Genomic DNA, 25200 nt, shown 5'->3' on the forward strand with positions numbered 1-25200 from the left:
ATCGCGTTCGAGAGTGATGATACGAGATGGCAAATATATTCACTATTAGATCGAAATATTGGTCGCTATTTAGCTATAAACAGAAGCTGCTGAGGCTGAAAGACCAACTCTAAGCTAAACTTACGGTAAATAACGTATTGGCAACATTACTGTTCCGTGGATGTGTTACAATCGACGGGAAAAGTCATCAATTGAACTTGATTCTCCAACGTCCGCTTTTGCGCCCTTAGCCGACACTAGGAGTGTGACCGCTATATCCCGAAAGCGGACATTAGCTCATTCTGGACCGAAGGACTGAATTTGCGGGTGGAAGCAGACGGAAGTCTTCCCCGGAAAGTTGATACTCGATTGACCTTAACCAGTCCACGGACGTGCCGGACAATAGTACCATAACACCTTGTTGACATATATAATCCACGGAATATACATACGCGGAATATAAATTGGAGTCGCAATGCCGAATAAGCAACTGATCATTAATTCACAGAGCCTCTCGACCGAACAAAAGGTTGTAAGTCTGCTCGGCTGTGTTGCGCATGAGCACAAGACAGAGATGGAAGCTCTGGTGTCACGCCATGGCTTGTCGTTACTGCAACTCGAAATTCTTCATTGCCTTGATCAGGCCCCGCAGGAAGAACTGTCCGTCGGACAGCTTAAAAGCAAACTGATCGATGATAGTCCGAATGTGTCTCGAACTCTGAATCTACTAGTTGGGCGAGGCCTTGTCACAAAGAGGCGCTGCACCGAGGATCAGCGCACCGTCTATATCGCGATTACTCCGGCGGGGCACGATGCGCACGAGCGCTCTGACAAAGAATTATCGTCAATGAAAACCGCACTTTCTTCAGCAGAGATCAAACAACTCTACACGCTGCTTCAAAAATTCTGAACAAGGAACCCCTCATGCTCACGCTTCATCACCTGGAATATTCGCAATCCTTCCGCATCCTTTGGCTGTTTGAGGAGCTTGGCGCTCCCTATGAAATCAAACTCTACAATCGCGACCCCAAAACGCACCTCGCTCCTCCAGAGTATAAGGCGCTTTCACCAACCGGTGCGGCACCCGTGGTAACCGATGGCGAACTTGTTCTGGCAGAGACCAGCGCCATCATGGATCATATTCTCGACAAACATCCCGGCAGTGCCTTGCGCCCCGGTCCAGATAGCCCTGATCGCACAGCCTATCTTTTCTGGTCTCACACAGCGCAAGGATCGGTGATGCCAGCGATGCTGATCGATAGTATTCTTCGCGTCATGGTAGAGCGGGTTCCATTTTTCATTAGACCATTGGCGCGCGCGGTATTGAAGGGGGCAGGGTCTGGATTCATCCGACCCCGATTGAACGCATTGTTTGATCAGGCCGAAAAGGACTTGGCAGAGACTGGCTGGTTTGCAGGAGACGACCTGACAGCCGCCGATATTCTGCTCAGCTATCCGATGCAGTCGGCCCAGATGCGCGGATATATGTCAGAGGATTATCCGCACTGTCAGGCGTGGTTTGATCGAATATATGCTCGCCCTTCGTTCAAAGCTGCAAAGGAAATCGACGGGCGAACATCCATGGTTCTGCCTCTCTGAAATGCCGTTTATGGGTCGACAGCGGCCAATCCGCGGCACATTTCCAATGTCCGCTTTTGCGCCCTAAGCAGACATTTGCGAAATGACCGCAATATCCCGAAAGCGGACACTAGCTTGCGGACCTGTTGTCAATATCAACACCATTTACACTGACTAATTTTATGCAGTTTGAGTATGAGTTATATCCGAGCCCGATACCCGGACAAAAATATTCTCATTGGAATTAGGGCTTTAACCCCTCTTTCGCAAACCTTTCCGCTACGCTTGGGTTTGCTTTACTTGCCGCGGCAATATCTGCCTTACCTTGTCCAATCATACCCAATCGAATTTTCGCGAAACCAAGGCCGAATAATGCCTCAGCTGAATCGGGGTTTTGCTCTAAGGCAGTACTATAATCTTCTTTTGCCGCTTCCCAATTCGCCAGATGCAGATTTGTGTTGCCACGCCCTTTCAAAGCTAACAATTTCTTAGGACTGTACCGAAGCGCACGGTCGTAATCACCAATTGCTCGAGCAAACTCTTTCTGTGCCAAGTGACTAGCGCCACGATTGTTCAGCGCCAATGCATTTTGGGGTTCAAGTTCGATCGCCTTGCTGTAGTCAGAGATCGCCTTGTGATATTGTTTTCGGGTGTAATAGGCATCGCCTCGATTCATAATGGCCAACACATATTCGGGGCTGAGGTTGATCGCCTGACTATAGTCGGTGATCGCTCGCGGCAGCTTATTCTGGCTGTAAAAAGCAAAACCACGGTTGTTAAATGCATGTGCATATTTCGGATTAAGGCGTATTGCTTCGTTATAATCCCGAAGCGCTTGTTCAAAATCACCTTTATCCTGATATGCAGTGCCACGATCATTGAATGCCTGGGCCAAATTCGGATCAATAGCGATCGCTTTGTTGTAGTCGGCAATTGCGCGATTGTAGTCACGTTGATCTTGATAAGCTCCACCACGATTGACCAAAGCTGCGAGAAAGTTCGGGTCGATACGAACAGCTTGATCATAGTCAGCAATTGCCCGTTTAAGATCGTTTTGGCGAAGGCGAACGTTTCCGCGATTGTAGAAGGCGGAGGCGTAGTTAGGGTTCAACTGGATTGCTTGGCCGAAATCTGCGTTAGCTCTGAAAAGATCATTTTGGTCCAAATAGATAGTGCCGCGATTATAAAAAGCATCGGCATATTTCGGATTGAGAAGAATGGCTTTGCTGTAATCTGAGATGGCCTGTGCATGCTTGCCCTTCGATGCATAATTGTTTCCGCGATTTAAGAAAGCAACGGTATATTGAGGAGCAAGGCGAATGGCTTCATTAAAATCGGGTATTGCAAGATCGAGTTCATTTTTGCTTGAATAACCATTCCCACGGTTGAGGAAAGCAACTGCCCGATTTTGCGCAATAACTCCCTCAGACTTGATGATCTCCGAGCAACTGCCAATCATCAGTTCAGTTGAAAACGCGTTGTCTATATTTCCGCAAACTTCAAAGTGTCGATCTAAATTCTGAGCCTTGATAGGCCCTGCAATCAACAAAAGCAGTGATGTTGTAATGTGAACAAATATCGTAAAGGCTTTCGATTTCATTGCTTCCTCGACAACTAAAATGGGCATGGGAGTGATAAACCATAGTTCTTCTCAATATTTACCACCACAAAGAAATATACCAAAATTTGTGTCCGCTTTTGCGCCCAGAGCGGATGTTCGGTCGACAATGATTGTATCTCGAGTACCCACGGTAGTTATCGGTCAATACCCATAGTGGAATTTGAAGTTAACCATGTATTCATTTCCAAATCCGCTATAAAAAGAAACAATAACTTGTTTGACAACAGATTTAGGGGAGACACTGTGAAATATCTATCTGCTGCAGTTGCGACTGGATTGCTTTTGACCAGTTCCATGGCCATCGCACAGAATTTTACTGCCGGTTCCTTTCCGTCTTATACTGATACGTTGTTAAACAACGCCGATAGCTATGATGTTTCACTAGGCGGGTCTCTGCAAAACAAAACCACCGACGGGAAGCTAACCGGTACATACCAGGCGGCCGTTGAGAACTTGAAAGCAAGGAATTTTACTCAGGCATCTGCCCTTTTCGATGCCTATTTTGTTGCACCGCGCCGGATAGCCGAACCAAGCCCAAGCAAATTGACCTATTACATGGCGGGCGCGAGCCACTATCATGCAGGGAACGACGATGCAGCTCTTCCGTTGCTCAAAAGATCTTTGCGAAGTGGCTGTGGACTGAACCCCAAGCAACAGGCGATCGCAAAATCCTATGTCGCCGACATATTGGCGCGCTAGTCAACGGACTTACAATTTTGACATTGAGTGTGGTGCCTTAATATAGTTTAGACCGCTCCGCCCAGCCAAGCGGGCTTTGCTGCCTGGCCAAGCGCAACGGCCACTGCGGCCTTCGCCTGCAGCCGCGTGCTATCCAGTATCGGCAGCGGCGACATCTGCTCCGTAATCAGTAACGGAATCTCCGTGCAGACCAGCGCAACGGCATCGCAGCCCCCGCTTTGCAGATCGTTAATGATGCGGATAAATTCCAACCGGGTTTCTGCGCGAAAATCTCCGAGACACAGTTCGTCAAAAATCGCGTTATGAATGATCTGCCGATCCTCAGACGCCGGAATGGAGCGTTCCAGCGAGCGGCGACCCAACGCTTCCTTGTATACTGGCCCTTCCATCGTCCAATTGGTGCCGAGCACACCGATATGCCGCCACCCATCGGCCTCGGCCTGTGCCGCAACGACTTCCGCTATATGCAGGCAAGGAATGGGGAAATCGGGGCCCGGCTGCTCCAGCGCAATATGCGCGGTATTGTCCGGCAGGATGAAGAAATCCGCGCCCGCAGCCGCTAGTCGTTCGGCATCTTCCCAGAAAATCTGCCGTAGCGCCACCAGGTCACCGCGCTCCCAAAGATCGAGCGTTGGCGCCATCGCCCCGCCACTCATCGTGATCCGCGGATGTTCATGCGCACCCAATATGCGAATACCCTCCTCCCAGACGGTTCGGTAAGACAAGGTTGCGCCTTCCGCGCTATGGGCGAGTATTCCAATGTGGAGGGGTTCGTTCATCGGGGTGCCGGTTCCAGTGTCAGTGATGTAATGGCGGGAAAATCATTGCTCATCACCGCACCGCCGCCATCATATTGTTTGCCGGTGCCAAGAGTGATCGTCGCCGGGCGCCACTCGAACTTCGCTGCATAGGATTGCTCCGTCATCCAGGCAATACAGGCACCAACAGTGCATAATGCGGTTTTCAGTTCGCCCTCAGGCTGACCGAGCGGGCGATAATGGACATAGCAGTTATCACCGCAGTCAAAACCAGTGAGCATGACATGCTGACGCTGTTCCGGCGTTCCGGCGGCGCTCCAAGCCGGTTCAGCGTTGGGCGATCCACTGGTGGCGCAGGCGGCCAGCATCCATGGCGCCGTGGCTATCAGTGTAACATATGCGAAACGCTTCATGCCTCGATATCTCCGACAAAGTTTCAGGACGCGGCTGCAAACGGCGCTGGATAGGTTGGCAGATTCATCATCTTCGCCGCCTGCTCCGGTGTTGCAATCGGACGACCGAGGCGCCCTGCCAGCTCAACGACTTCGCGCACCAGATCGACATTCTCTGGCTGGCGCGGACCGCCATAAGGTTCGATCCCGACTTGCACATGGCCGCCGCGCATGATCGCAGCCTCAGCGAGACCGCAACCGACGCAATCATCGCCAAAGCTCGAGACCAGCCATGGCAGCGCGCTGCCCGCGATCATCTCCAGATAGGCATCCAGCGCGGCGGCGGTCGGTGGCAATCCAAAAGGCTGGTCATCGGCACCGAAATAGAATTTCATAATCCCGCCGGGTGGCAGCTTTCCGGCGCGGTACAGCGACATGATGAACTTGACGAAGCCCGGCTCAAAGATCGAGATACTCATCCCCAGCTTCAGCTGCCGGCACGCTTCAACATAATAATAGCTGTCGTGCATGTCGTTGCGATAGATCAGATTGGTGGGTGCAAAGGCACCATCCGCGCCCGGAACCGAGACATTGAAACTGCCCGGATCGCACAGGCCTTGCGCGATCAGGCCTTCCTCTGCCATCGCCGTAATATGCGCATAGCGCTCTTCAACCGGCACGCCTTCCTTGCCCGGCATGGTCGGGGTCAGGATCGCGTCGGGGCGCAGTTTCAAAAGCTTGCGCCAGGGCCGCGCATAGCTTTCCGCATCCATCACGCCGGAGCCGCCAAAGACCGGATCGCGCGTGTGATTGTGCACCAGCGCCGCGCCTGCCTCCATGCAAGCGACCGCCTGCGCGACAATCTCTTCATCTTCATAGGGGACATTGGGATTTTGCTCCGGTTTGACCGAACCGTTGAGCGAAACTTCGATGATGAGCGGGGTGTCGGGAATCTGGGTCATCGCAGGACCCTAGCAAATATTGCCAGTGATAGGAAAGCGTCTTGGGCCGCTCACCGCGCAATCCCGCTTGCCCGGTCACATGCGTTTCGCGGCCATTTTTTTGCCCATTAACAGTCTGTTATCCAAAACCTCATATGCAGGATCGCAATTCGTTTGTGGGGAATGAAATGGCCGAGGCCGAGCATCAGGGAAGCAGCACCGTGTCACGGGACCTTTCCGCTATCGACAATCAGGAAGTCGCCGGCAAGTTGCTGATCGACGGATTGGAACGGCGGATTGCAGGGCAGCTTAGCGTGATCATCCCGGTCGGCGTGATCGGATGGATCGCGAGCCAGACCGACAACCGTGCCTTGTGGATCTTTCTGGGCCTGCAGATATTGTCACAATTTGCCATCACTGCCACATCGCAATCGCTGCGGCGCGCCATCGAGGCAGGTAAAAGCACAAGGATACGCAAAAATCTGTGGATGATGGCCGAGGCATCCAGTGGTATCATATGGGCTGCTATGATGCTCGACGTCGGAACGCTCATCGGCGGATCGGATGCCGTGCTGACCACGTGGGTCACGATATTGGTGACCATGGTTGTCTCCGTCCTGCTCGCCGCGCCGATTGCCGGCATTGCTTTTCCATTGCTTGGCGGGTTCTCGGCTGCGGGTGCCGCGGGCATCTTGCTGTTTGACAAGGATTTCAGCAGCTTTGCCCAGCTGGCGCTCATCTTCATGAGCGTCGCGCTGTTCATTGTGGCCAAGGCGGTCAATTTTCAGGCGCATAAAAGCTGCCGCGACGGTATCGAGGCGGAACGGCTGGGCCACCGGCTGGCGGAGGAGCTGCGGCGCACGTCCTGGCTGTCGCGCCATGACGGTCTGACGGGATTGTTGAACCGCTCCGCCTTGCAGGAAAGCATTGCTGATCTGGGCGACATGCCGACCGCCCTGATCCTGCTCGACATCGACCATTTCAAGCAGATAAACGACAGCTATGGCCATGGACAGGGCGACGAAGTGATTGCCGCCGTCAGCGCGTGTATCAGCGAAACACTGGACGAAGCGGCGCCCGATGCCTTGGCAGCGCGCTGGGGCGGGGAAGAATTTATTATCGCCCTTCCCGACTGTAAAACAGATGCCGCCGATATTGCCGAAAATTTGCGTAGCGCGGTTGCAAAACTGACGCATCAGGACTGGCCAGCACGGCTTCGGGTAACCGGCTCGCTCGGCGTCGCCCATGGCCCCGCCGGCGCCTTTTCCGCCACATTCAAGAGCGCGGACAGCGCCATGTATGACGCCAAGGAACAGGGCCGGAACCGCGTAGTCTGCGCAAATGATGGCGGCGGAAAACCCTCTCGCGTCGCCCGCGCCGCTTAAGCCGCCACTACCTAAGCCGCCTGTTGGGCAATCCGCCCGGTGGTCATATCCTCCAGCGTGATCGTGGTCAGCGTCTCGCCATCGGGGCCGAGAAAGTCGGCGAGCTTGCCATCGGGCGCATAGAGATTGAACAGCACTAGCGCGCCATCCGGCCCGCCATGTTCCATATGGACATCGCCCGGATCCTTCGCCGCATAATCCCCGGCGGCGCGAATGCGTTTTTCGCCAGCCACGCCGTTTTCATAGTCAATCACATGCAGCTCCCCCGCCAGCACGGTCGAGGTGGTCGCGCAGACATGGCGGTGGAAATGGCAATAGGCGTTTGGCTCCCACTTGTAGAGCAGGTCAATATGGCCATCATCGCGCACGGAAAGAACCGCGCCGTGATAGTCGATGGGATAGGCGAAGCGGTTATCCGCATCGGTGAAGTGGACCCATTTGAGGGCGGGGTTGGATAGAAGGTTCATGGGATGGATCGTAGTGGGTGTTTTGTGAGATGGCTAGATGGGGTCGTACAGCACTCATCGGGTTCACGCAGTGATTAGAATACGCTTTAATCAAACTGCTCAGTATCCGAATGTATTTTGGCACCTAACACAATTCTTTGACTAAGCCGCTCGTACTTTTTGGAACAGATAGTTAATCCTCTCCAACAGCCTAAAAAAAGTTAGAAAGGCCTCAGAAACTATTGAGAATAATATGAACTTCCCTATGATTCCTGCAGCAAAAAAGTACTTGCTCACCACCTCTGCGGGAATCATCGTTTCGATTAAACCTAAGGAGAGCTCAAGAAACAAACAGCAAGCAACAATAATTCCAAAAATACATACTGCGTTGAAGTAGGCAATATTATCGAAAATCTCAGAAGCAAGTTTCTGTACTTTCTTCCGCGTGAGATGGTCTTCAATTGAACCTAACCGCGCCTCACCTATAAACGAGCGATCAACGATTACAAATTGCACACCAAAGCTAAATCCCGCCAAGATAGATAGGGCCGAGACAATTGTTCCAATTAAGCCCTCGCTTGGATAGTCTGTAAATACCGAAATCACTGCAACAATAGAAAAGAGTGTTAGATAACGTGGCCAAACAGCTAACTCTTTTTGTGTCGCAAAATTATAATAGGTTTCCCTGTTCTTCTTATATAGATCGATCAGGTTCAACATCAGTCCTCGGCAGATAATTTTTCTATGATTTCGCGTTCCAGCAATGCATACATTTTTTCCCTGGTCGGTTTGGTTAAAGGATGACCATCTTCGTTCAGAGTGACCTCAATTGGAAAGCGCGTTGCAACATTGATTTGATCAAGAAAATAAAACCTCTTTTCTCTGCCATTGACGTCAGCAATTAAAACACACTTTTCTATTTCTTCGTCGTTAATCTCTGTTAGGCCATTTTTATGCAAGCTTTCTAGCACCTTCTTTCTTATCTTATCCCGGCTTTGACCCAGCAAAGGGAGCAAATTGCTTCGAGCGTCTTGTTCAAAAGTGTCCCCTTTTTCATCCCTTTGCAGGGCAAACATTGCCCGAGTTGCTAGTTTGGGGTCAGCAGCAATCTTTTCGGGCTGTCTATGGATATTCACTTGAAGTTCCTTAGGCCTCGCACCTTCCAAATAAATCAGATCGTTCCTGAACGATGTTGACGCGATTTTCGTCGGTTGTCCGAGCATCTTCTTCAGTGCGAGCGATAGAGGCAGCCAGCCTCCATAGTTCCCCAAATATTGAGCACCAACATACAGTTTCCCATCATTTGACAAATAAAGTATGTAGTTAAAAATTCTTTGATTTACACTTTCGGCTGAGATTTTTCCTTTTTCAGAGTTGTCAAAAGAATGCCCTGAATAAGGTGCTTTAAATTTACCAAAAACACATCTGATGCTTTTCCTTTGCATATCCAAAAAGGGCACAAGAGCGCCCAGTCGAACGCGATCAAAAACCAGAGGGTCACCCATATCTGGCTCGGGTTGTGACTCAATATCACTTAGCAACTGATCAAAATCTTCCTGCGTAAATGGCAGAAAACCTTCGTCCTCATCTGGGTTATCGCGCAGAAGATAGTGAAAGCTAACACTCACACTTTCTCTTTTTGGCTTACCCATCGATCAAACTCTCATTTATTTGAAGAGCGTCTAAACATTCCATATCTGTGATTTCCCCCGTCGGCAGCAGGCAAGTACTGAAAATAGTAAAAAGTAAGCACTGATGACTATGAAAGAGTAGGGTACCAACAGTTCAGTTACTACCCTAAATTGCGTCCATATTGGTGGAAATCCCGGAAATTTTCTTATTGTTAAGGTGCTATTCTTGGAGATATTCCGAATTTATTAACAAGGCGGGCATGCCTCTTCTACCGTAAATGCGATTACAGCCCTATATTACCGTTGAAAATAGATATGCTCTTCGATCTTAAAAAGCGGAAAGTACAGTTTGCATTGTACCAGCAACCCTCACAACCCACCCCGAAACTCCGCATAAGCCGCCATCACATCCGCTGCGCCTTCGGTCTGCGGATAATGTCCCAGATGGTCCAGCCGCCACGCGGGAACCTCCGGGTTCAGCGCCGCGATCGCGTCGACCAGATGACCGCCGGAGACCGGGTCCTGGGTGCCGTTGATCAGGGCGATCGGGCATGGCGGGTTGGTGAGCGGCGCTTGCCAGCGCGGGCCGTGGGTGCGGCGGTCGGCGATATAGTGGAGCAATTTATGTTGCAGCCGGTCGCCGTCCTTGTGGCTGATCACCGCCCAATAGGCGTCGAGCTCCACCGCGCTCGGCTGCGTATCGCGGCCGAATACCGCGCTAAAGCTTTTACCGAAACGTTCGCGGTTCATCAGGTGGACGAACAGGCCGCCAAATGGTCCGGCGAGCAGTTTCTGGATCGGCCGCGCGCGATGCTGTGCAGGGAGCAGGCCGCCATTGAGGAAAGCGCAGCTCAGCATTTGGTGCGCGAGCCTGCCCTCCCCGTGCCGCGCCAGCAATTCCTGCCCCGGGCTGACGCCATAATCATGGGCGAGGATGTGGAAATCCGCCCCGAAATGTGTGTCAGCCAGATGCGCCGCAAGGTCGACCTGTTCCTGCAAATCATAGCGATGGCGCTTCGGCTTGTCGGAAAAACCAAAGCCAAGAAAGTCAAATGCCAGCACGCGGTAACGCGCGGTCAGCTCTTGCCATAGGGGCAGCCAGTCGAGGCTGGAGGTTGGAAAGCCGTGGAGCAACAGCAACGGCGGTGCGCTGTCCTGACCGCCCGTGCGGATGAATATCTGGTGGCCGTTCCATGTGACATGCTGTCCGTCGTCGCGCCACCGGGCAGCCGTTTGGGGGGTTATCGCATTCGGGTTTTCAGTGATCATAGGTGGTGGCTCTCATGGATGGATCCTGAATCAAGTTCAGGATGACGAGGGGCTATAGGTGCGTCCGATCCTGCCACCCTGCAGGTATATTGGCAAATTCAAAGATTGGCCAACAGATCACTCAGCTGGCGGACGCGGGCGCGGACAGAGGCAGCGCTGTCCTTGGCGGCGGATAAGGCCATGGGATGTATTTACCCCGCTGGTTCGAGGATCCTCGGCGTGGCGACAAAGGGGCGGTTTTCCAAAGCACGCAAGCCGTTGGATATCCTCGTACGATCACTCATCAGGCGGACATATTGATAGTCGCATCCGGAAATCGGGTGCGGATATTCCGAGATATCCTGCTGTAGCAAGGCCCGTGCTTTTTCGAGTTCCTGTCGAGCGGATTCCAACGCCAGTTCATAAGGTTCCTGCATGATGATCTCCTCTGCAAATAATTTGTCAGCTCATTCCGTTGGTCCGTCAACTTGTTCTGTTATTTGTTCAGCCAACCATCGCTTCATATTGGGCACGAATCTTTTCATCGATCTGGACAGGTCCACCGCCGTGTACATGCCGGTCTTGTCGATTTTTCTTTACACCCGACACCCAATATTCCTCGCCGGTTTCCTCATCGAAGAAGTTCCCTCTCACACCGTTACCGCGGAGCAGGAGCTTGTCCTGAAAATACACCCCACGGCCAGATTTCGTAAAGCGAGTTTCGGTAATCCAGGCTGGTCCATCACCACCATGACCCGACTTCAATTCAACATACATGATCTGGGTTTTGTGCCCCATAGCTCACTCCGCCGGTTCTTCCTTGCCTTGCGGGTTCCATGCCCAGCATTCCACCTCAACCCGCGCGTCCAGCACCAATCCGGCGGTCTGGAAAGCAGAACGCGACGGATAGCGGCCCGCTTTGAAATAGCTCTTATAGACAGTGTTGAAGGCCGCAAAGTCGGCAATGTCCGCAAGCATTACGGTACATTTGAACAGCGCATCATGATCAAGACCATATTTGGCGAGCGTCGTGCCAATCCGGTCCATTGTCCGTTTTGTTTCCGGACCAATGCCACCAGCGACCAGCGCCCGTCCGCTCTCGTCAATGCCAAGCTGGCCAGAGAGATAGATGATATCGCCGACCTGTACGGCTTCGGACAGGGGAAAGGCGCCGCTATTGGGCAGAAATTCGGGCGGCTTGTCAGCGGCTTGGGCACTGGCAGCAAAGCCGATCACCAGCGCGCCCGCCGATAATCTCGCCGATAATCTCGCCGATAATCTCGCCGATAACCTCACCAATAGCCTCACCAGTAACGGGGCGAAGGTCCGAATTGTTAAACCCATGACAATTCCTTTTTGGTGATAGGCGATCAGCTGTTCCCTTCCGCCTTCATTTGGTTCGTTTCTTTTGCTTACCCGTTTCGAGCAAGCAAGGAAACTCCGTGCCATAATATTGCAGACGCCCCACATTGCCTTCCACCTGGAAGCCAATGTCTTTGCCGCTGAATTGCACAATGTCGCCGTTGCGATCGGACCTCTTCATCCGTTCGGCCAAACCGCCCTTTCCCCAAGCGCCCGGGCGATAAAAGGACAGGATATGCAGCGCGGCCTGCTGCGGGTTATCGGGCCGCATGGTCACGATATAATCTTGGAACAACGCTGGCGGCATCTTGCAGACATAGCGCAGGTGGTCGCGCGGGGGCTGCGGCAATATCTGAAGATCCTGTGAACCTTGCACAGCATTAGCTGGGCCGAAAGCGGCCGCCACCGCCAAAGATATTGCTGCCGCTATGCTAATGACGCATCACTCCGCCGGTTCTTCCACCTTTGGCGTCAGACGCGCCGTGATCTTGATCTCAACCAGCCCGTCAGGGGTGTAGAGGCGATCAACGTCGATGGCGGTCCAGGCCGGAAACGGCGCTTTCACAAATCGTTTCTTGGCGGCCGCGAGGGGCGGCATCGATTGGTCGATATCGACATGATAGGTGGTGATATCGAGTATATCATCCCAGCTCGACCCGGCGCGTTTCAGGATCGTACCGAGATAGGCAAAGGTGCGGGCATAGCTTTCCTCGTCTGTCATGCCCTCCGGCGTCGGGCCGGAAATGACGCCTGATAAATAGACAGTGCCGTTGTGGATGACCGCTTGGGAGAAACCAAACTGCTCCATGAAAGCAAGGCCCTGCCCGCCCTCAGGCATAAGCGTCTGCTTGGGCTCCGCCTGTGCGGCAGAGGTCCCTGCGATGATCGCCATGGCGGCTGCGAGTGGTGTCAGTAAGGTTTTCATGCGCTTCACTCCGCTGGTTCTTGCTTCACCTCATCCTCAGGCAAATAAAGTCGGTCGCCCTTGTCCTTATAGACTTTCGCCATTTCGCGCATGCCTTCTTCCGCCGCGGCTTTGGATGCCGCTGCGGTGTCTGCGCCGAGTTTTTCCGAGGCGATAAAGCCTTCGGCGCTCTGGTTCTGCTTGCTGGCAAAGTCGCGGACTTCCTGCGAAATCTTCATCGAACAGAATTTCGGCCCGCACATGGAGCAGAAATGCGCGGTCTTGGCGCCTTCGGCTGGCAGGGTCTGGTCGTGATATTGCATCGCGGTGTCGGGATCGAGCGACAGGTTGAACTGGTCGCGCCAGCGGAATTCAAAGCGCGCCTTGCTGAGCGCATCGTCACGGACCTGTGCAGCCGGGTGGCCTTTGGCAAGATCCGCGGCATGGGCGGCAAGTTTATAGGTCACAACGCCAACTTTCACATCGTCGCGATCGGGCAGGCCCAAATGCTCCTTCGGCGTGACGTAGCAAAGCATCGCGGTGCCGTACCAGCCGATCTGCGCTGCGCCGATGCCGCTGGTGATATGGTCATAGCCGGGCGCGATGTCGGTGGTTAGCGGCCCAAGCGTGTAGAAGGGGGCCTCGCCGCAGACTTCGAGCTGCTTTTCCATATTCTCCTTGATCTTGTGCATCGGCACATGGCCGGGGCCTTCGATCATCACCTGCACGTCCGATTTCCATGCGCGGTGGGTCAACTCGCCCAGCGTGTAAAGCTCGGAAAACTGGGCTTCGTCATTGGCATCGGCGATCGAACCGGGGCGCAATCCATCCCCCAGCGAATAGGCGATGTCATAGGCTTTCATGATCTCGGTAATGTCGTCGAAATGCTCGTAGAGGAAGCTTTCCTTGTGATGGGCGAGGCACCATTTGGCCATGATCGAACCGCCGCGCGAGACGATTCCAGTGACGCGTTTCGCCGCCATCGGGACGTAAGGGAGCCGCACGCCGGCATGGATGGTGAAATAATCGACGCCCTGCTCGGCCTGCTCGATCAGCGTATCGCGGAAGATTTCCCAGGTCAGGTCTTCGGCGACCCCGCCAACTTTCTCCAGCGCTTGATAAATGGGTACGGTCCCGATGGGCACGGGGGAATTGCGGATGATCCACTCGCGCGTATCGTGGATATTCCGCCCGGTTGAGAGGTCCATCACGGTATCCCCACCCCAGCGGATCGACCAGACCATTTTGTCAACTTCGCTCGCAACATCCGATGCCACGGCACTATTGCCAATATTCGCATTGATCTTCACCAGAAAGTTGCGGCCAATTGCCATCGGTTCGGTTTCGGGATGATTGATGTTATTCGGGATAATCGCGCGGCCTCTAGCAATCTCGTCCCGTACAAATTCCGGCGTGACATAGTCAGGGATGGACGCGCCAAAGCTCTCGCCGTCACGCTTATACTCCTTCAACCGCTCCCGCCCGAGATTCTCCCGTTCGGCAACATATTCCATTTCCGGCGTGATAATGCCTTTACGAGCATAGTGCATCTGCGAGACATTCTGTCCCGCCTTAGCGCGCAAGGGGCGTTTCACGACATGTGGGAATTGCGGGACACCGCCGCTGCGATCGGGGCCAAGCTGTCCATTATCTTCCGGCTTGATCTCACGGCCGTCATAGCTTTCGACATCACCCCGCGCTTCGATCCATTCGCGGCGCAGTTGCGGGAGGCCCGCGTTGATGTCGATGAGCGCATCGGGATCAGTGTAAGGGCCAGACGTGTCATAAACCCGCACTGGCAACTCACCACCTTCAAGATGGATCTCCCTCATCGCCACGCGGATGCCAGATCCACTATGCGCCGCCACATGCACTTTTTTGGAACCCGCAATCGGGCCAGTGGTTACGCCAATTTCGGTCTTTGCAGGAATGTCAGCCATAGTCTTTACTCCAGTTGTCGGAGTGAAGAGGCGGGATTTTTGTCTAACACCGCTCCCTCCCTCCGCCCGGGTTAACGGGATCAGGTTCAACGGGTCGCGGCTTATTCCGCTCTCAACCTGCTCTTGCGCACAGGCTCCCCGGGGATGAGTCGCAGGTTAGTGCGCCCATGCCCGAAGGTCCAGTGAAGATTGGCAAGAGTAGCGATAGAAGCTGCGTGACGAAGCGCGAATTGCCTACCAGCCGGGGACGAAATATTTTGGCGGTACCGCACAGCCCCAGTAAAAACCCTGCCCAAAATCCGCACCGAGCAGGCGCGCCTGCGCCAGATGATGTTTGGTTTCGATCCCTTCAATGACCGACCGCGCCTTGCGGCCTCGACAGAATTCTAGCATCGACGCAAGAAGCGAGATCGGAATATCACCATCATAGCAAGCATTGAAAATCGTCTTGTCTATCTTGAGTTCGTCAAAGGGGATTTTGGCAATCCGTTCCAGATTGGCGAGACCGGTGCCATAGTCATCAATCGAGATGCCAAGTCCATGGCCACGTAGCGAATGACATACCGCTGCCAGCCGGTCCACATCGACCACGCGAGACTCCTCGGTGATTTCAAGCATGAGTTGCCCGGGCTGAATATCCGCATGTTTCAATCGGCTGATCAGCGCATCCACAAAGCGCCGATAGGTCATCATGATCGCGCTACAGTTAAACGAGACTGGTACCGCCTTACCGCGTTTTGCCAACGCAGTGGCGAGCCGGATAGATTCGTCGACCACCACCAATGTGGCCTCAACCTCAACGGCAACATCGACCAAATCAGAAAAGATGATGGCAGGGTTTAGAGCGCGCCGCGTCTTGACCCGGGTGAGCGCTTCATAGCCGACAATCTTGTCATTATCCAAAGACTGTTTGGACTGAAACTCGACCGAAAGATTGGGCAGCAACCGGTCCGTTTCCACCAATGCGCAGACATAATCCAAGTCATTGACCGCATGGCCGCTGACATCGGCCATCCGTCCGATCAGATTGCACAGAGTTGGCACCGCATAGGGTTTCTGCAATCGCTGGACGACACTGGCAGCATCGAAGGCCAGATTATCATCGCCACTGTCTTTCGGGTTCGGCGTCAATATGACTGGAAGCGAAGGACGCAGGCCCGAAAAACGGTCGAGCAAGTCATGTCCGTTTTCGCGCATGCTTTTGGGATCAATCACCAAAGCATCTGGCCCGAAGACCAGACTGGCTTCTTCATCCAGCTTCGAAAACACACAGGCGACAGCGACGTCGCGCGCTTCCAGATCATCTTGTAGTGATCGTGAAAGGGCGTTTTCTTCTTCTACAATTATAACTTTGGCATTGGCCATTGGGGGGAACCTCTATTGATAGGGTGTCACGCCCGGCACTTGGCCGGGCGGGAAAGTGAAATTGGGAATTTGGAAACCTCAGGCGATCAGACGGCAAGACTTGTCGTACCAAGTCACTTGCTTGCGATGCCACGTCATTCACATATCGTGACTTTAACTCTGATCGCGAAATTCCTGCAAATGGGTGATGCGCAAACCGGACATGCCTGAGCGGTGAATCGCCTGTTGCCAGGAGATCAATTCCTCCAGCGACAGTTGATAACGTTCGCACGCCTCATCCGTGGTCAACAATCCGCCATTCACGGCAGCGACGACTTCTGCCTTGCGTCTGATGACCCAGCGAGTGGTATCCGCTGGTGGTAAATCATGTTCGGCTAATGCTTCCCCAAGCGGGCCGATCACTCTTTTAGCTTTTGGTATCGTAACATGTTTCATATGGAACCTCATTTCTGCCTTTCGGCGTTACCCTGTTCCTATGCCCGTCCATGAAAATGCGCCGAGAATATTAAGTGCGTCTAAATTTATGTGGTTAACAACCCTTAACGCGCGCGCTTTACCGCACTGTCCAGCAAGCGTGACGGAGCATCTGTTGAGCAAAGGGAATTGTCCAACAGCAACCCGCGTCGAGTAGCCGCGCCTATTCACCAAGAAAGGGCATCTTGATTCTATATGAGGTTTCCACCGACGGCAGGGAGCAATGTTCCTCGCAAAAACTGCTCGATCACTTGCAGTTTATCCACCAGTCGGACCGAAAACCTGACCACTAGTCAGGATAACCGGGTTCGCCGCGGCAATCATCATCCAGTTCGCCGTCGTCATTATAACCATCGCAGCGATCATCCTTGTCAATGAAATAACCAGCTGCAGCTCCAGCGGCAGCACCAATAGCGGCACCTTTTAAGGCATCGCCGGTATCGCCGGTCACCGCGCCTATAACTGCTCCGGTTGCGGCTCCGGCTGCGGCACCTTCACCGGCATAATTTCCAGCGCAAGCGGAAAGGGACAGGGCCGACACGGCAGTGGCCGAGAGAATGGTTAGTTTTTTCACAGTTAGTTGCATGGCTGATACTCCTGAAATCATCTGCCCCCATGGATCGACAGTAAACACCCAGATGGCGGTCTGGTTTCTGAACAAATCGGGTTTTTCGGATGAACGGCACCCCGGTTGCGATGATCGTCGGAAACCGGCGAGCCGCAGGGAGACAGCATTCTTGTTAGGACCAGACCATAGCGTCCTGAGCCCGCATGCTACTCGGCTTGACCCTGATCATCTAAATTGAGCCTTGCCGACGCTTCCCTTCCTCTGCCAATAGGCCATCTTAAAAAACGGGGACGGTACTTATGCTATCTGCAATCGGTTTAATCGGCGGGCTTGCGCTGCTCATCTATATGACGGTGAAGGGCGTAAATATCTTGATCGCTGGGCCGATTGCCGCCGCGATTGTGGCCGCGACCAGCGGTCTTGCATGGTTGCCACCTTTGGCTGCCGAAGGTGCCCCGGATTTTGCCACCGCCTATATGGATGGGTTTGTCAGTTTCTTCAAAAGCTGGTTTTTCATGTTTCTGCTCGGCGCCATATTTGGGGAAATCATGGGCGCATCCGGCGCAGCGGCCAGTGTCGCCCATTGGATCATTGAAAAAATCGGCATCAAACACGCGGTGCTTGCTGTGGTCGCGGCCTGTGCTGTCCTGACCTATGGCGGGGTCAGCGTTTTCATCGTTGCATTTTCGGTCTATTCGCTAGCGGTGCATCTGTTTCGCGAAGCCAACTTACCGCGTCGCTTCATCCCCGCCGCCTTGGCGTTCGGATCGGTTACCTTTACGATGACAACAGCGGGTAGCCCAGAGATCCAGAATCTCATCCCGATGGAATTTCTTGGAACCACTGCCTATGCTGGCTGGGAAGTCAGCTTGGTTGTTGCGATCTTCATGGCAATTGCTGGTCATTTCTGGCTCAACTGGATGGTGAAACGCGCGGTCGCCAGAGGCGAAACATTTGTCGGCCGCGAGACCGATGATACCAATACCGATTATGGTACCCTACCCGGCCCGCTTTTATGTTTGCTGCCATTGGTTGCTGTACTCGGTATTTTCCTGATCTTCCAATATCCGCAGGATATGGGGCCGCTTTCCGTTATATTACCGCAAAACTCCCTCGACAAATGGGCGCTGGTGGCCGCTCTGGGCTCAGGCGCAATTGTCGCTCTGGCCGTCGGGTACCGCAAACTGAAAGCGATGCCCGAAGCCTTTTCACGAGGGGCTACCAGTGCGGTAGTCGCGATTACCAATACCTGCGCCGTGGTCGGCTTTGGAGCGGTGGCCAAACTATCGCCTGCTTTTCAGGAAGCCTTGGTAATGGTGCAAAACATTCCCGGCAGTCCGCTTATTGGCGCTGCCATTGCGGTCACCGTAATCGCAGGCCTGACGGGCTCAGCCTCAGGTGGCCAGACCATCGCCCTTCCTCTGATCGCTCCACATTATCTTGATGTCGGCGCCCAGCCGGATGAACTGCACCGGGTGGTTGCAATCTCCTCCGGCGCGCTCGATAGCCTGCCGCACAATGGCTATGTCGTCACCACCATCCGCGCCGTATGCGGCGAGACGCACAAGGATGCCTATGGCGCGGTCGGTGCGTTGACCGTAGTGATACCAGTGATCGGTACGATCATGGCGGTGGCGATGTTTACGATGTTTTAGCCTTCATCCTAGTTCTTAACCGGCGAACCGACACGATAGACGAGGCCGAGAAACTTCCAGCCCACCCCTTCATATTCATAGGCTTGGTTGACATAGACCGTGCGTGGTTTGGTCGGATAGTGGCCCCGGATATTCAGTGCACCATCTTCACCAACATCTACGCTATCGATGACCGGTGACATTTTGGCGATGTCTGAAAAGTCGCCGGCAAATTTAAACGAACCCTCATAGGCCTTGTCCAGATCTTCAAGCGATATCTGCCGTTGAAAAGCGCCCGCCCCATTATCGCGCAGCTTTTTCATCGTGCCGTCTGACAGCGACTGTGCAAAGATCGTCATGGTCTCCCGGAACAGTTGTTTCTGCTTGTCAGCAGGTGGAAGGTCACGGTCACTGCCGGCGGTTTTGAACCCAGCAGTATCTTTTTCGATTGCGTTGATTTGCCAGCCTGCTTCTGAGTCAATCAGCCGCAATTTTAACGGTATCTTGCTACCGCCGACCGTTGTAATCGTACCTTCCAGTTCGGCAACCCCGCCGGTCATCATCCGGCTACCCCAGGACGTTTCCTTGATCTTGTCCAAAGCATTGGCGGCGAGATAGGCTTTGAGATCTTCCTTGCTCGTCCCTGCCTTAAAATCATCAGACAGTAGCGCGTAAGCGGCGTCCATATCGTCATTCTGCACGGCTGCAAAAAACTCCTCCCCCGCTTTGGTAACATCTCCGGTCAGCCAAAAAATTACACCGACCAAAACGGAAATCCCGACGACAATGCCGAGAACAACCTTCATCCAAGTTTTCATGATAATCCCCTCCAGCTTGCGACCCGAGTTGATTGTAAGAGCCAGTTATAGAGCGCAGAAGCGATTGGCTCGGTGTCAGCGATCACTGGGGCTGACATAGGATGATAAATAGGGCAAGTTGGTCAAGTAGATAGGAAAAAATAGACTAGGCTCGCAATGACCGTCACAACACGCCTGTATCAAGCCGCAGATCGCCGCGCCTTCATTGATCTCAATCTTGACTGGATTGAAGAGTCCTTTTCAGTCGAAAAAAGCGATCGGGATCAGCTGGAGCGTCCTGAGGAATCCATTTTAGGTGCTGGCGGTCAGATCATGGTCGCAGAACTGAACGGCGATGTGGTTGGAACCGGAGCCATTCTGCCACCCCATCATCACCCGGCGGATGATCGCAAATGGCTGGAAATTGTAAAAATGTCAGCACGGAAAGATCTCCGGGGAAAGGGTATTGGCCAGGCCATTCTCGAAGCGTTGATCGGACAGGCTAGAGAAATGCAAGCCGATGCGATCTGGCTAGAGACCAATAGCGATCTGACCGCTGCTATTGGTCTCTATGAAAAATGCGATTTCCGGCATTTGGCACATGATGAACTATGGCCAACTCCTTACGCCCGTTGCAATGTGCAGATGGTGCGGGAGTTATAGACCCTATTTCAGCCGTTCAATCTTGCTCGCCGCTTCATCAATGATTGCAGCGACTTCGAGGATCTTGTCTGAATCTTTTTCCTCATCGGCAAGGCGGATCCGCACCGCGCTTTTAAGGTTGTGAACCGCGCGCTTGATGGACGCACCTTCGGAAGCCGCGTCCATTTTGGAGACGCCGTCCAGTCGCGCTAGAATATCGTCTATCTGATCCTTTTTCTCTGCCAGCTTTTCCGACCCATGAGCCGTTATCGAATAGATTTTCTTGCCATCATCGTCGACAGCTTCCGCGATCAGATCCATGTCCGCCATCAATGTCAGAGTCGGATAGACTATCCCCGGACTGGGCGCATAGTGGCCGCCGGTCAGTTGCTCGACCTGCCGGATCAAATCATATCCATGTCGCGGTTGTTCGGCGATCAGATGCAACAAGACCAGTTTCAGTTCACCACGCCGAAACAAGCGCGATTTCCGCTTGGCCTTGACGCCGTCAAAAGCAGCGTCAGCAAAAGCACGAGCAAATTTCTGTCCAAATTCCGCGTTCCATCCTCGCCCACGGCGTCCGCCGGGTCCACAATTACCTGCATAGCGCATAATATCACCTTCTTTATATGTCTAAGTTGCAACTAAGATATATCTTAATAACAGGAATGCAAGGGATGAAGGGTGAAAATCTTGCAAGCTACTGACTTGAAAGGAGTGAATTTTTACCGTGCCGTCCTTGAACCGCCGCTTATCCCATTGGCTAGTCGGCACCAAACCCGCCAGCTGTTACGAATGGGCGCGAAAGGATGTTGATATGGATTTGGGCATTTCAAGAAAGGTGGCTCTGGTCAATGGCGGTAGCGCCGGATTGGGGCGCGGCGCGGCATTGGCTCTTGCTCGGGAGAAGACGGAACTGTTTATTACCGCCCGTGGTGAAGAAAAGCTGCACAAAAGCTGCGAGCAAATGGCAAAGGAAACAGGAGCTAAGATCACTCCGATTGTGGCAGACCACAGCAGTGATGCCGGACGGGAGAAAATCCTCTCTATCTGCCCCGAACCCGATATCCTGGTGGCAACCTGCTCACCGCCGCCTTTCACAGGAGACTTTCGTACGGTTGACCGGGAGGATTGGGAAAAGGCACTCTCGCTCACCCTTCTGAGCCCAGTGGAGTTTATCAAGGCGGTGATTGACGGGATGATCGAACGCAAATGGGGACGCATCGTCAACATCGCAACCGGCGCGGCCAAATATCCCGCAGCAATGCGCGTTCTTTCAGGACCACCGCGATCCGCGTTGGTCAACTATAGCGTGGCGGTGGCGAAACAGGTCGCCAGACATGGCGTCATGATCAACACAATCCTCCCCGGCATGCATCATACGGACGGGATCAGGGACATGTTCGAAAGCCAGGCGGAAGCCAATGGCACCAGCTATGACGAAGAAGTCGCGCAATTCGTCAAACAGGTTCGCATCCCCGTCGGACGTTTTGGCGATGCCGAAGATATGGGCGCGTTTGTGGCGCTATTCTGCAGCGAAATGGCCGGCTATGTGACCGGGCAAAGCCTCACCATTGATGGCGGTATGGGGAACTCCATTTTTTGATCTGCTATATTGAAAACAGCGCGCCGTCTTATTCAGGCTTTTTCGCCACACCGACAAAGGCTGGCCGCAACAGGCGGTCCTTGATCATGTAACCAGCTTGCATTTCCTGCACTACGGTTCCGGGCTCCTGTTCGTCCGTGGGAACTTCAACCATCGCCTGGTGTTGGTTAGGATCGAGCGGCAAGCCGACAGAGGCCACCCGCTTGATGCCATTTTTCTCAAACACGGTTTCCAGTTCCCGTCCGGTGGCTTCAATGCCGCCGATAAGGCCCTTCCACTTATCCTCATTCTTGATTTCGGTCGGAATAGCGGCAAGCGCGCGCTGCAGATTGTCGGATACGCTCAGCATATCGCGGGCAAAACCGGTTGCCGCATATGCCTTCGCATCCTGTGCATCTTTTTCCAACCGGCGCCGGACATTCTGTGTTTCCGCCTGCGCGTACAGAACTTGCTGCTTGGCTTCGGCCAATTCGTTTTCAAGGCCCGCGATACGTTCATCTTGAGACGCTTCGTCGACGGATTCATCCCCGCCTTCTTTCAATGCTTCGGGCACGCCTTCCAGCTCCGCGGCAGCGGCTTCGTCCAGTTTCGCATCTTCATTTTCTTGTGGGTTTGTATCACTCATTATTTCGTCACTCATTTCAACAATCTGGACAGCGTTTGTGCTGTGAAATCTACCATGGGTACGACGCGGGCATAGTTCAAGCGGGTGGGACCAATAACCCCGACCACGCCGACCACCTGTCCGTCGCCGTCTTTATAGGGGGCCGCTATCACAGATGAACCGGAAAGGGAGAATAATTTATTCTCTGCACCGATAAATATTTTCGCTGCCTCAGCATCCCGGGCATTGTCGAGCAGGCGCGCGATTTCCTGCTTGCCCTCCAGTTCATCAAGCAATTGCCGAACCCGGTCAAGATCGTCCAATGCCCCATCCTCTAGCAGATTCGCCTGTCCGCGGACTATCAAGATGGGTCGCTCTGCCGGATCCTGAGTCCATGTGACTAGGCCGCGCTGAACAAGATCTTCCGACGCTTTGTCTATCGCAGTTCGGCCGGCCTGAATATCGCGGTCAATCCGGGAGAAAGCCTGTGACAGCGTCATCCCGCCATATTGGGCAGTGAGATAGTTGCCAGCCTCGACCAATGCGGATTCCGATATACCAATGGGCAGATCGAGCACGCGGTTTTCCACGCTGCCATCCTGTGACACGAGAATGGCCAACCCCTGCCCTTCCGATAATTTCACGAAGCTGAATTGTTTGAGCGTCGGCTCGCGCTTGGGCACCATCACAAGGCCAGCACAGGATGACAGGCCCGACAATATGCTGGTGGTCGCACGCAAGGCATCCTCTACAGGTCCGCTCTCGCTAATCTGACTCTCAATCGCATCGCGTTCTTCCCGCGAAGGTTCCGCCGCCTGCATCATGCCATCGACAAATAGCCGCAATCCCAATTCGGTTGGCATCCGCCCGGCACTGGTATGCGGCGCGGCGAGCAAACCGAGTTCTTCGAGATCCTGCATGACATTGCGAATGGAAGCTGGGGAAAGCTCCAGGCCAGGCGCTTTGGATATGGTCCGCGAGCCGACTGGTGCACCGCTATCGAGATAGGATTCCACCACCACGCGAAAAATGTCGCGAGTCCGGTCGTTCATTTCGGTGATGGGTGTGGTTGTCATTGGATGTTAGATAGGATGTTTCTGGACCAGTTTCCAGAACCATCCTCTCCTTTGTGCGAAGCAAACCGAGTGGAGAATTGGTGATGGAGCGACAAGCCGCTACTTTCGGCAACAAAGAGCGCTTGCATCCATCCTTCACTATTCTAAGACACCCCTTCAAAGCCACAGGAGAATCATACATGCGCCCATCAGGACGCGCGCTGGACGAGATGCGCGCTATTTCTATCGAAACCGAATATACCAAACATGCCGAAGGCTCCTGCCTCATCAGCTTTGGCGATACCAAGGTCATTTGCACCGCCAGTATCGAAGAGCGCATTCCACCATGGCTTCGCGGCAAGGGTGAAGGCTGGGTCACCGGTGAATATTCGATGCTGCCCCGCGCTACCAATACCCGTAATTCCCGCGAAGCGGCACGCGGCAAGCAATCGGGCAGAACGCAGGAAATCCAGCGCCTGATTGGTCGGTCTCTGCGCGCTGTAGTAGACATGAAAAAACTGGGCGAGCGTCAGATCACGGTCGATTGCGACGTGATACAAGCAGATGGCGGCACACGAACGGCGTCGATCAGTGGCGCATGGGTCGCGCTACGGCTGGCAGTCAATGGTCTCCTTGATGAGAAGCTGATCAGCGAAGATCCGATTGAACAGAAAATCGCGGCCATCAGCTGCGGTATCTATAACGGCAATCCGGTGCTTGACCTCGACTATGACGAGGACAGCAATGCCGGCGCTGATGCCAATTTCGTGCTGACCGGTGATGGTAATATTGCCGAAGCGCAGGCGACAGCCGAAGGCGAAACATTTGATGATGAAGGTCTGATGCGCCTGATGCGGCTGGCCAAGATCGGCTGCGACCAGATTTTCGAAGCACAGGACAAGGCGGTTTCCTGAGCCTTGTGATGACCGGACACCGAAAGCTCACACCTGGTAAACTGATCATCGCCAGTCATAATCAGGGCAAGGTGCGTGAGATACGCGCCTTGCTAGCTCCTTTTGGTATCGAGCCGGTCTCAGCAGCAGAGCTAGACCTTCCCGAGCCGGAAGAAACCGGAACGACCTTTGCGGAAAATGCACTGCTCAAGGCGCGTGCCAGTGCAGAAGGTGCCAGTTGTGTGGCTTTGTCGGACGATAGCGGGCTTTGCGTATCGGCGCTAAATGGAGCCCCCGGGGTCTATACTGCGGACTGGGCAGAAGCAGCCAGCTATGAAGGAGGACCAGGGCGCGATTGGTATATGGCGATGGGCAAGGTCGAAGGCAAACTGGCCGAGCTTGGGCACGAGACCGACCGTAGCGCCTATTTTATCTGCACCCTTGCATTAGCCTGGCCTGATGGACATTCAGAGACTTTCGAAGGCCGCGTACAAGGTAATTTGATCTGGCCACCACGCGGAACTCTCGGCTTCGGCTATGACCCGGTCTTTCAACCTCTTGGTTTTGATCAGACTTTTGCCGAACTCGATCCGCAACAAAAGCATGACATGAGCCACCGCGCCGATGCTTTCAAAAAACTCGTCGACGGTTGCCTCACATGATCGGCATCAAATCGCT

General features: G+C 53.7%; 30 protein-coding genes and 1 riboswitch. Of the genes, 9 read left to right on the forward strand and 21 right to left on the reverse strand.

Going from position 1 to position 25200, the window contains the following annotated elements; genetic code table 11:
- The first annotated feature begins 454 nt into the window (after positions 1-454).
- Both DG177_RS05810 and DG177_RS05815 read left to right on the forward strand, forming a co-directional pair.
- Positions 455-889, forward strand: a complete 435-nt coding sequence (locus tag DG177_RS05810) for a MarR family transcriptional regulator (protein WP_108810626.1) — start codon at positions 455-457, stop codon at positions 887-889.
- A 14-nt stretch (positions 890-903) separates the two neighbouring features.
- Positions 904-1578, forward strand: a complete 675-nt coding sequence (locus DG177_RS05815; RefSeq protein ID WP_108810627.1) for a glutathione binding-like protein — start codon at positions 904-906, stop codon at positions 1576-1578.
- Between the two features lie 223 nt (positions 1579-1801).
- Here DG177_RS05815 and DG177_RS05820 read toward each other — a convergent pair whose 3' ends face one another.
- Positions 1802-3157 (reverse strand): tetratricopeptide repeat protein, encoded by a 1356-nt coding sequence (locus DG177_RS05820; RefSeq protein WP_337658556.1) that lies wholly within the window; start codon positions 3155-3157, stop codon positions 1802-1804.
- Between the two features lie 264 nt (positions 3158-3421).
- On the opposite strand from DG177_RS05820, the gene DG177_RS05825 reads away from it, so the two are divergent.
- Positions 3422-3877 (forward strand): hypothetical protein, encoded by a 456-nt coding sequence (locus tag DG177_RS05825; protein ID WP_108810629.1) that lies wholly within the window; start codon positions 3422-3424, stop codon positions 3875-3877.
- A 47-nt stretch (positions 3878-3924) separates the two neighbouring features.
- Here the strand turns inward: DG177_RS05825 and DG177_RS05830 are convergent, their stop codons facing one another.
- Genes DG177_RS05830 through DG177_RS05840 form a run of 3 tightly spaced genes read right to left on the reverse strand, consistent with a single transcriptional unit; the run spans position 3925 to position 5989 of the window.
- A complete protein-coding gene (locus tag DG177_RS05830; RefSeq protein WP_108810630.1) occupies positions 3925-4656 on the reverse strand; it encodes an amino acid racemase in 732 nt (243 codons plus the stop codon).
- The gene (locus tag DG177_RS05835) at positions 4653-5048 is read right to left on the reverse strand and encodes a hypothetical protein (protein WP_108810631.1); all 396 of its coding nucleotides are present in this window, start codon (positions 5046-5048) and stop codon (positions 4653-4655) included. The genes DG177_RS05830 and DG177_RS05835 overlap by 4 nt, the downstream gene beginning before the upstream one ends.
- 23 nt (positions 5049-5071) lie before the next feature.
- A complete protein-coding gene (locus tag DG177_RS05840; protein WP_108810632.1) occupies positions 5072-5989 on the reverse strand; it encodes a 3-keto-5-aminohexanoate cleavage protein in 918 nt (305 codons plus the stop codon).
- Positions 5990-6156: 167 nt separating this feature from the next.
- Between DG177_RS05840 and DG177_RS05845 the strand changes: the two genes are divergently transcribed.
- Positions 6157-7353, forward strand: a complete 1197-nt coding sequence (locus DG177_RS05845; RefSeq protein ID WP_337658557.1) for a GGDEF domain-containing protein — start codon at positions 6157-6159, stop codon at positions 7351-7353.
- 11 nt (positions 7354-7364) lie between these two features.
- Here DG177_RS05845 and DG177_RS05850 read toward each other — a convergent pair whose 3' ends face one another.
- The 13 genes from DG177_RS05850 to DG177_RS05910 form a co-directional block, all read right to left on the reverse strand.
- Positions 7365-7820, reverse strand: a complete 456-nt coding sequence (locus DG177_RS05850; protein ID WP_108810634.1) for a hypothetical protein — start codon at positions 7818-7820, stop codon at positions 7365-7367.
- 141 nt (positions 7821-7961) lie between these two features.
- Positions 7962-8519, reverse strand: a complete 558-nt coding sequence (locus tag DG177_RS05855) for a hypothetical protein (protein ID WP_108810635.1) — start codon at positions 8517-8519, stop codon at positions 7962-7964.
- Positions 8519-9451, reverse strand: a complete 933-nt coding sequence (locus DG177_RS05860; protein WP_108810636.1) for a hypothetical protein — start codon at positions 9449-9451, stop codon at positions 8519-8521. The genes DG177_RS05855 and DG177_RS05860 overlap by 1 nt, the downstream gene beginning before the upstream one ends.
- Before the next feature lie 348 nt (positions 9452-9799).
- On the reverse strand, positions 9800-10699 hold the full coding sequence (locus tag DG177_RS05865; RefSeq protein ID WP_108810637.1) for an alpha/beta fold hydrolase: 900 nt from the start codon (positions 10697-10699) through the stop codon (positions 9800-9802).
- Positions 10700-10890: 191 nt separating this feature from the next.
- A complete protein-coding gene (locus DG177_RS05870; RefSeq protein WP_108810638.1) occupies positions 10891-11115 on the reverse strand; it encodes a hypothetical protein in 225 nt (74 codons plus the stop codon).
- Positions 11116-11182: 67 nt separating this feature from the next.
- Positions 11183-11476, reverse strand: coding sequence for a hypothetical protein (locus DG177_RS05875; RefSeq protein ID WP_108810639.1), 294 nt, complete (start codon positions 11474-11476; stop codon positions 11183-11185).
- 3 nt (positions 11477-11479) lie between these two features.
- Positions 11480-12022: a Rid family hydrolase gene (locus DG177_RS05880; RefSeq protein ID WP_108810640.1), complete on the reverse strand. Its 543-nt coding sequence runs from the start codon at positions 12020-12022 to the stop codon at positions 11480-11482.
- Positions 12023-12068: 46 nt separating this feature from the next.
- Positions 12069-12389 carry a hypothetical protein gene (locus tag DG177_RS05885; protein WP_337658558.1) on the reverse strand — a complete coding sequence of 107 codons (321 nt, stop codon included), beginning with the start codon at positions 12387-12389 and terminating at the stop codon, positions 12069-12071.
- A gap of 93 nt (positions 12390-12482) precedes the next feature.
- Entirely contained in the window at positions 12483-12965 is a 483-nt protein-coding gene (locus DG177_RS05890) for a Rid family hydrolase (RefSeq protein ID WP_108810642.1), read from the reverse strand.
- Positions 12966-12970: 5 nt separating this feature from the next.
- Positions 12971-14884, reverse strand: a complete 1914-nt coding sequence (thiC, locus tag DG177_RS05895; RefSeq protein ID WP_108810643.1) for a phosphomethylpyrimidine synthase ThiC — start codon at positions 14882-14884, stop codon at positions 12971-12973.
- 40 nt (positions 14885-14924) lie between these two features.
- A riboswitch (TPP riboswitch) is annotated at positions 14925-15035 on the reverse strand.
- An 83-nt stretch (positions 15036-15118) separates the two neighbouring features.
- Positions 15119-16249: an EAL domain-containing protein gene (locus DG177_RS05900; protein ID WP_108810644.1), complete on the reverse strand. Its 1131-nt coding sequence runs from the start codon at positions 16247-16249 to the stop codon at positions 15119-15121.
- A 153-nt stretch (positions 16250-16402) separates the two neighbouring features.
- Complete coding sequence (sciP, locus tag DG177_RS05905) at positions 16403-16684, reverse strand: CtrA inhibitor SciP (RefSeq protein ID WP_108810645.1); 282 nt, start codon at positions 16682-16684, stop codon at positions 16403-16405.
- 328 nt (positions 16685-17012) lie between these two features.
- A complete protein-coding gene (locus DG177_RS05910) occupies positions 17013-17309 on the reverse strand; it encodes a YMGG-like glycine zipper-containing protein (protein WP_108810646.1) in 297 nt (98 codons plus the stop codon).
- 281 nt (positions 17310-17590) lie between these two features.
- Between DG177_RS05910 and DG177_RS05915 the strand changes: the two genes are divergently transcribed.
- Complete coding sequence (locus DG177_RS05915) at positions 17591-18946, forward strand: GntP family permease (RefSeq protein ID WP_108810647.1); 1356 nt, start codon at positions 17591-17593, stop codon at positions 18944-18946.
- Positions 18947-18954: 8 nt separating this feature from the next.
- Here the strand turns inward: DG177_RS05915 and DG177_RS05920 are convergent, their stop codons facing one another.
- Positions 18955-19743, reverse strand: coding sequence for a hypothetical protein (locus DG177_RS05920; protein WP_108810648.1), 789 nt, complete (start codon positions 19741-19743; stop codon positions 18955-18957).
- Between the two features lie 156 nt (positions 19744-19899).
- Between DG177_RS05920 and DG177_RS05925 the strand changes: the two genes are divergently transcribed.
- Positions 19900-20385, forward strand: coding sequence for a GNAT family N-acetyltransferase (locus DG177_RS05925; RefSeq protein WP_108810649.1), 486 nt, complete (start codon positions 19900-19902; stop codon positions 20383-20385).
- Between the two features lie 3 nt (positions 20386-20388).
- Here the strand turns inward: DG177_RS05925 and DG177_RS05930 are convergent, their stop codons facing one another.
- On the reverse strand, positions 20389-20976 hold the full coding sequence (locus tag DG177_RS05930) for a helix-turn-helix transcriptional regulator (protein ID WP_108810650.1): 588 nt from the start codon (positions 20974-20976) through the stop codon (positions 20389-20391).
- Positions 20977-21181: 205 nt separating this feature from the next.
- Between DG177_RS05930 and DG177_RS05935 the strand changes: the two genes are divergently transcribed.
- Positions 21182-21970, forward strand: a complete 789-nt coding sequence (locus DG177_RS05935; protein ID WP_108812802.1) for an SDR family oxidoreductase — start codon at positions 21182-21184, stop codon at positions 21968-21970.
- A 28-nt stretch (positions 21971-21998) separates the two neighbouring features.
- On the opposite strand, the gene grpE is transcribed toward DG177_RS05935, so the two are convergent.
- Positions 21999-22595, reverse strand: a complete 597-nt coding sequence (gene grpE, locus DG177_RS05940; protein ID WP_108812803.1) for a nucleotide exchange factor GrpE — start codon at positions 22593-22595, stop codon at positions 21999-22001.
- Between the two features lie 11 nt (positions 22596-22606).
- Complete coding sequence (gene hrcA, locus DG177_RS05945; RefSeq protein WP_108810651.1) at positions 22607-23650, reverse strand: heat-inducible transcriptional repressor HrcA; 1044 nt, start codon at positions 23648-23650, stop codon at positions 22607-22609.
- A 179-nt stretch (positions 23651-23829) separates the two neighbouring features.
- Between hrcA and rph the strand changes: the two genes are divergently transcribed.
- Together rph and rdgB are read left to right on the forward strand one after the other, a co-directional pair.
- Entirely contained in the window at positions 23830-24543 is a 714-nt protein-coding gene (rph, locus tag DG177_RS05950; protein ID WP_108810652.1) for a ribonuclease PH, read from the forward strand.
- 8 nt (positions 24544-24551) lie between these two features.
- Positions 24552-25184 carry an RdgB/HAM1 family non-canonical purine NTP pyrophosphatase gene (gene rdgB, locus DG177_RS05955; protein WP_108810653.1) on the forward strand — a complete coding sequence of 211 codons (633 nt, stop codon included), beginning with the start codon at positions 24552-24554 and terminating at the stop codon, positions 25182-25184.
- The last annotated feature ends 16 nt before the right edge of the window (positions 25185-25200 follow it).

Source organism: Sphingorhabdus sp. Alg231-15 (genome assembly GCF_900149705.1).
GTDB lineage: Bacteria > Pseudomonadota > Alphaproteobacteria > Sphingomonadales > Sphingomonadaceae > Parasphingorhabdus.

Bases quoted from the DNA above. Each gene is read 5' to 3' on its own strand.
- DG177_RS05810 (WP_108810626.1), top strand. From the start codon at position 455: ATGCCGAATAAGCAACTGATCATTAATTCACAGAGCCTCTCGACCGAA.
- DG177_RS05815 (WP_108810627.1), top strand. From the start codon at position 904: ATGCTCACGCTTCATCACCTGGAATATTCGCAATCCTTCCGCATCCTT.
- DG177_RS05820 (WP_337658556.1), bottom strand. From the start codon at position 3,157: ATGAAATCGAAAGCCTTTACGATATTTGTTCACATTACAACATCACTG.
- DG177_RS05830 (WP_108810630.1), bottom strand. From the start codon at position 4,656: ATGAACGAACCCCTCCACATTGGAATACTCGCCCATAGCGCGGAAGGC.
- DG177_RS05835 (WP_108810631.1), bottom strand. From the start codon at position 5,048: ATGAAGCGTTTCGCATATGTTACACTGATAGCCACGGCGCCATGGATG.
- DG177_RS05840 (WP_108810632.1), bottom strand. From the start codon at position 5,989: ATGACCCAGATTCCCGACACCCCGCTCATCATCGAAGTTTCGCTCAAC.
- DG177_RS05845 (WP_337658557.1), top strand. From the start codon at position 6,157: ATGGCCGAGGCCGAGCATCAGGGAAGCAGCACCGTGTCACGGGACCTT.
- DG177_RS05850 (WP_108810634.1), bottom strand. From the start codon at position 7,820: ATGAACCTTCTATCCAACCCCGCCCTCAAATGGGTCCACTTCACCGAT.
- DG177_RS05855 (WP_108810635.1), bottom strand. From the start codon at position 8,519: ATGTTGAACCTGATCGATCTATATAAGAAGAACAGGGAAACCTATTAT.
- DG177_RS05860 (WP_108810636.1), bottom strand. From the start codon at position 9,451: ATGGGTAAGCCAAAAAGAGAAAGTGTGAGTGTTAGCTTTCACTATCTT.
- DG177_RS05865 (WP_108810637.1), bottom strand. From the start codon at position 10,699: ATGATCACTGAAAACCCGAATGCGATAACCCCCCAAACGGCTGCCCGG.
- DG177_RS05870 (WP_108810638.1), bottom strand. From the start codon at position 11,115: ATGCAGGAACCTTATGAACTGGCGTTGGAATCCGCTCGACAGGAACTC.
- DG177_RS05875 (WP_108810639.1), bottom strand. From the start codon at position 11,476: ATGGGGCACAAAACCCAGATCATGTATGTTGAATTGAAGTCGGGTCAT.
- DG177_RS05880 (WP_108810640.1), bottom strand. From the start codon at position 12,022: ATGGGTTTAACAATTCGGACCTTCGCCCCGTTACTGGTGAGGCTATTG.
- DG177_RS05890 (WP_108810642.1), bottom strand. From the start codon at position 12,965: ATGAAAACCTTACTGACACCACTCGCAGCCGCCATGGCGATCATCGCA.
- thiC (WP_108810643.1), bottom strand. From the start codon at position 14,884: ATGGCTGACATTCCTGCAAAGACCGAAATTGGCGTAACCACTGGCCCG.
- DG177_RS05900 (WP_108810644.1), bottom strand. From the start codon at position 16,249: ATGGCCAATGCCAAAGTTATAATTGTAGAAGAAGAAAACGCCCTTTCA.
- sciP (WP_108810645.1), bottom strand. From the start codon at position 16,684: ATGAAACATGTTACGATACCAAAAGCTAAAAGAGTGATCGGCCCGCTT.
- DG177_RS05910 (WP_108810646.1), bottom strand. From the start codon at position 17,309: ATGCAACTAACTGTGAAAAAACTAACCATTCTCTCGGCCACTGCCGTG.
- DG177_RS05915 (WP_108810647.1), top strand. From the start codon at position 17,591: ATGCTATCTGCAATCGGTTTAATCGGCGGGCTTGCGCTGCTCATCTAT.
- DG177_RS05920 (WP_108810648.1), bottom strand. From the start codon at position 19,743: ATGAAAACTTGGATGAAGGTTGTTCTCGGCATTGTCGTCGGGATTTCC.
- DG177_RS05925 (WP_108810649.1), top strand. From the start codon at position 19,900: ATGACCGTCACAACACGCCTGTATCAAGCCGCAGATCGCCGCGCCTTC.
- DG177_RS05930 (WP_108810650.1), bottom strand. From the start codon at position 20,976: ATGCGCTATGCAGGTAATTGTGGACCCGGCGGACGCCGTGGGCGAGGA.
- DG177_RS05935 (WP_108812802.1), top strand. From the start codon at position 21,182: ATGGATTTGGGCATTTCAAGAAAGGTGGCTCTGGTCAATGGCGGTAGC.
- grpE (WP_108812803.1), bottom strand. From the start codon at position 22,595: ATGAGTGATACAAACCCACAAGAAAATGAAGATGCGAAACTGGACGAA.
- hrcA (WP_108810651.1), bottom strand. From the start codon at position 23,650: ATGACAACCACACCCATCACCGAAATGAACGACCGGACTCGCGACATT.
- rph (WP_108810652.1), top strand. From the start codon at position 23,830: ATGCGCCCATCAGGACGCGCGCTGGACGAGATGCGCGCTATTTCTATC.
- rdgB (WP_108810653.1), top strand. From the start codon at position 24,552: ATGACCGGACACCGAAAGCTCACACCTGGTAAACTGATCATCGCCAGT.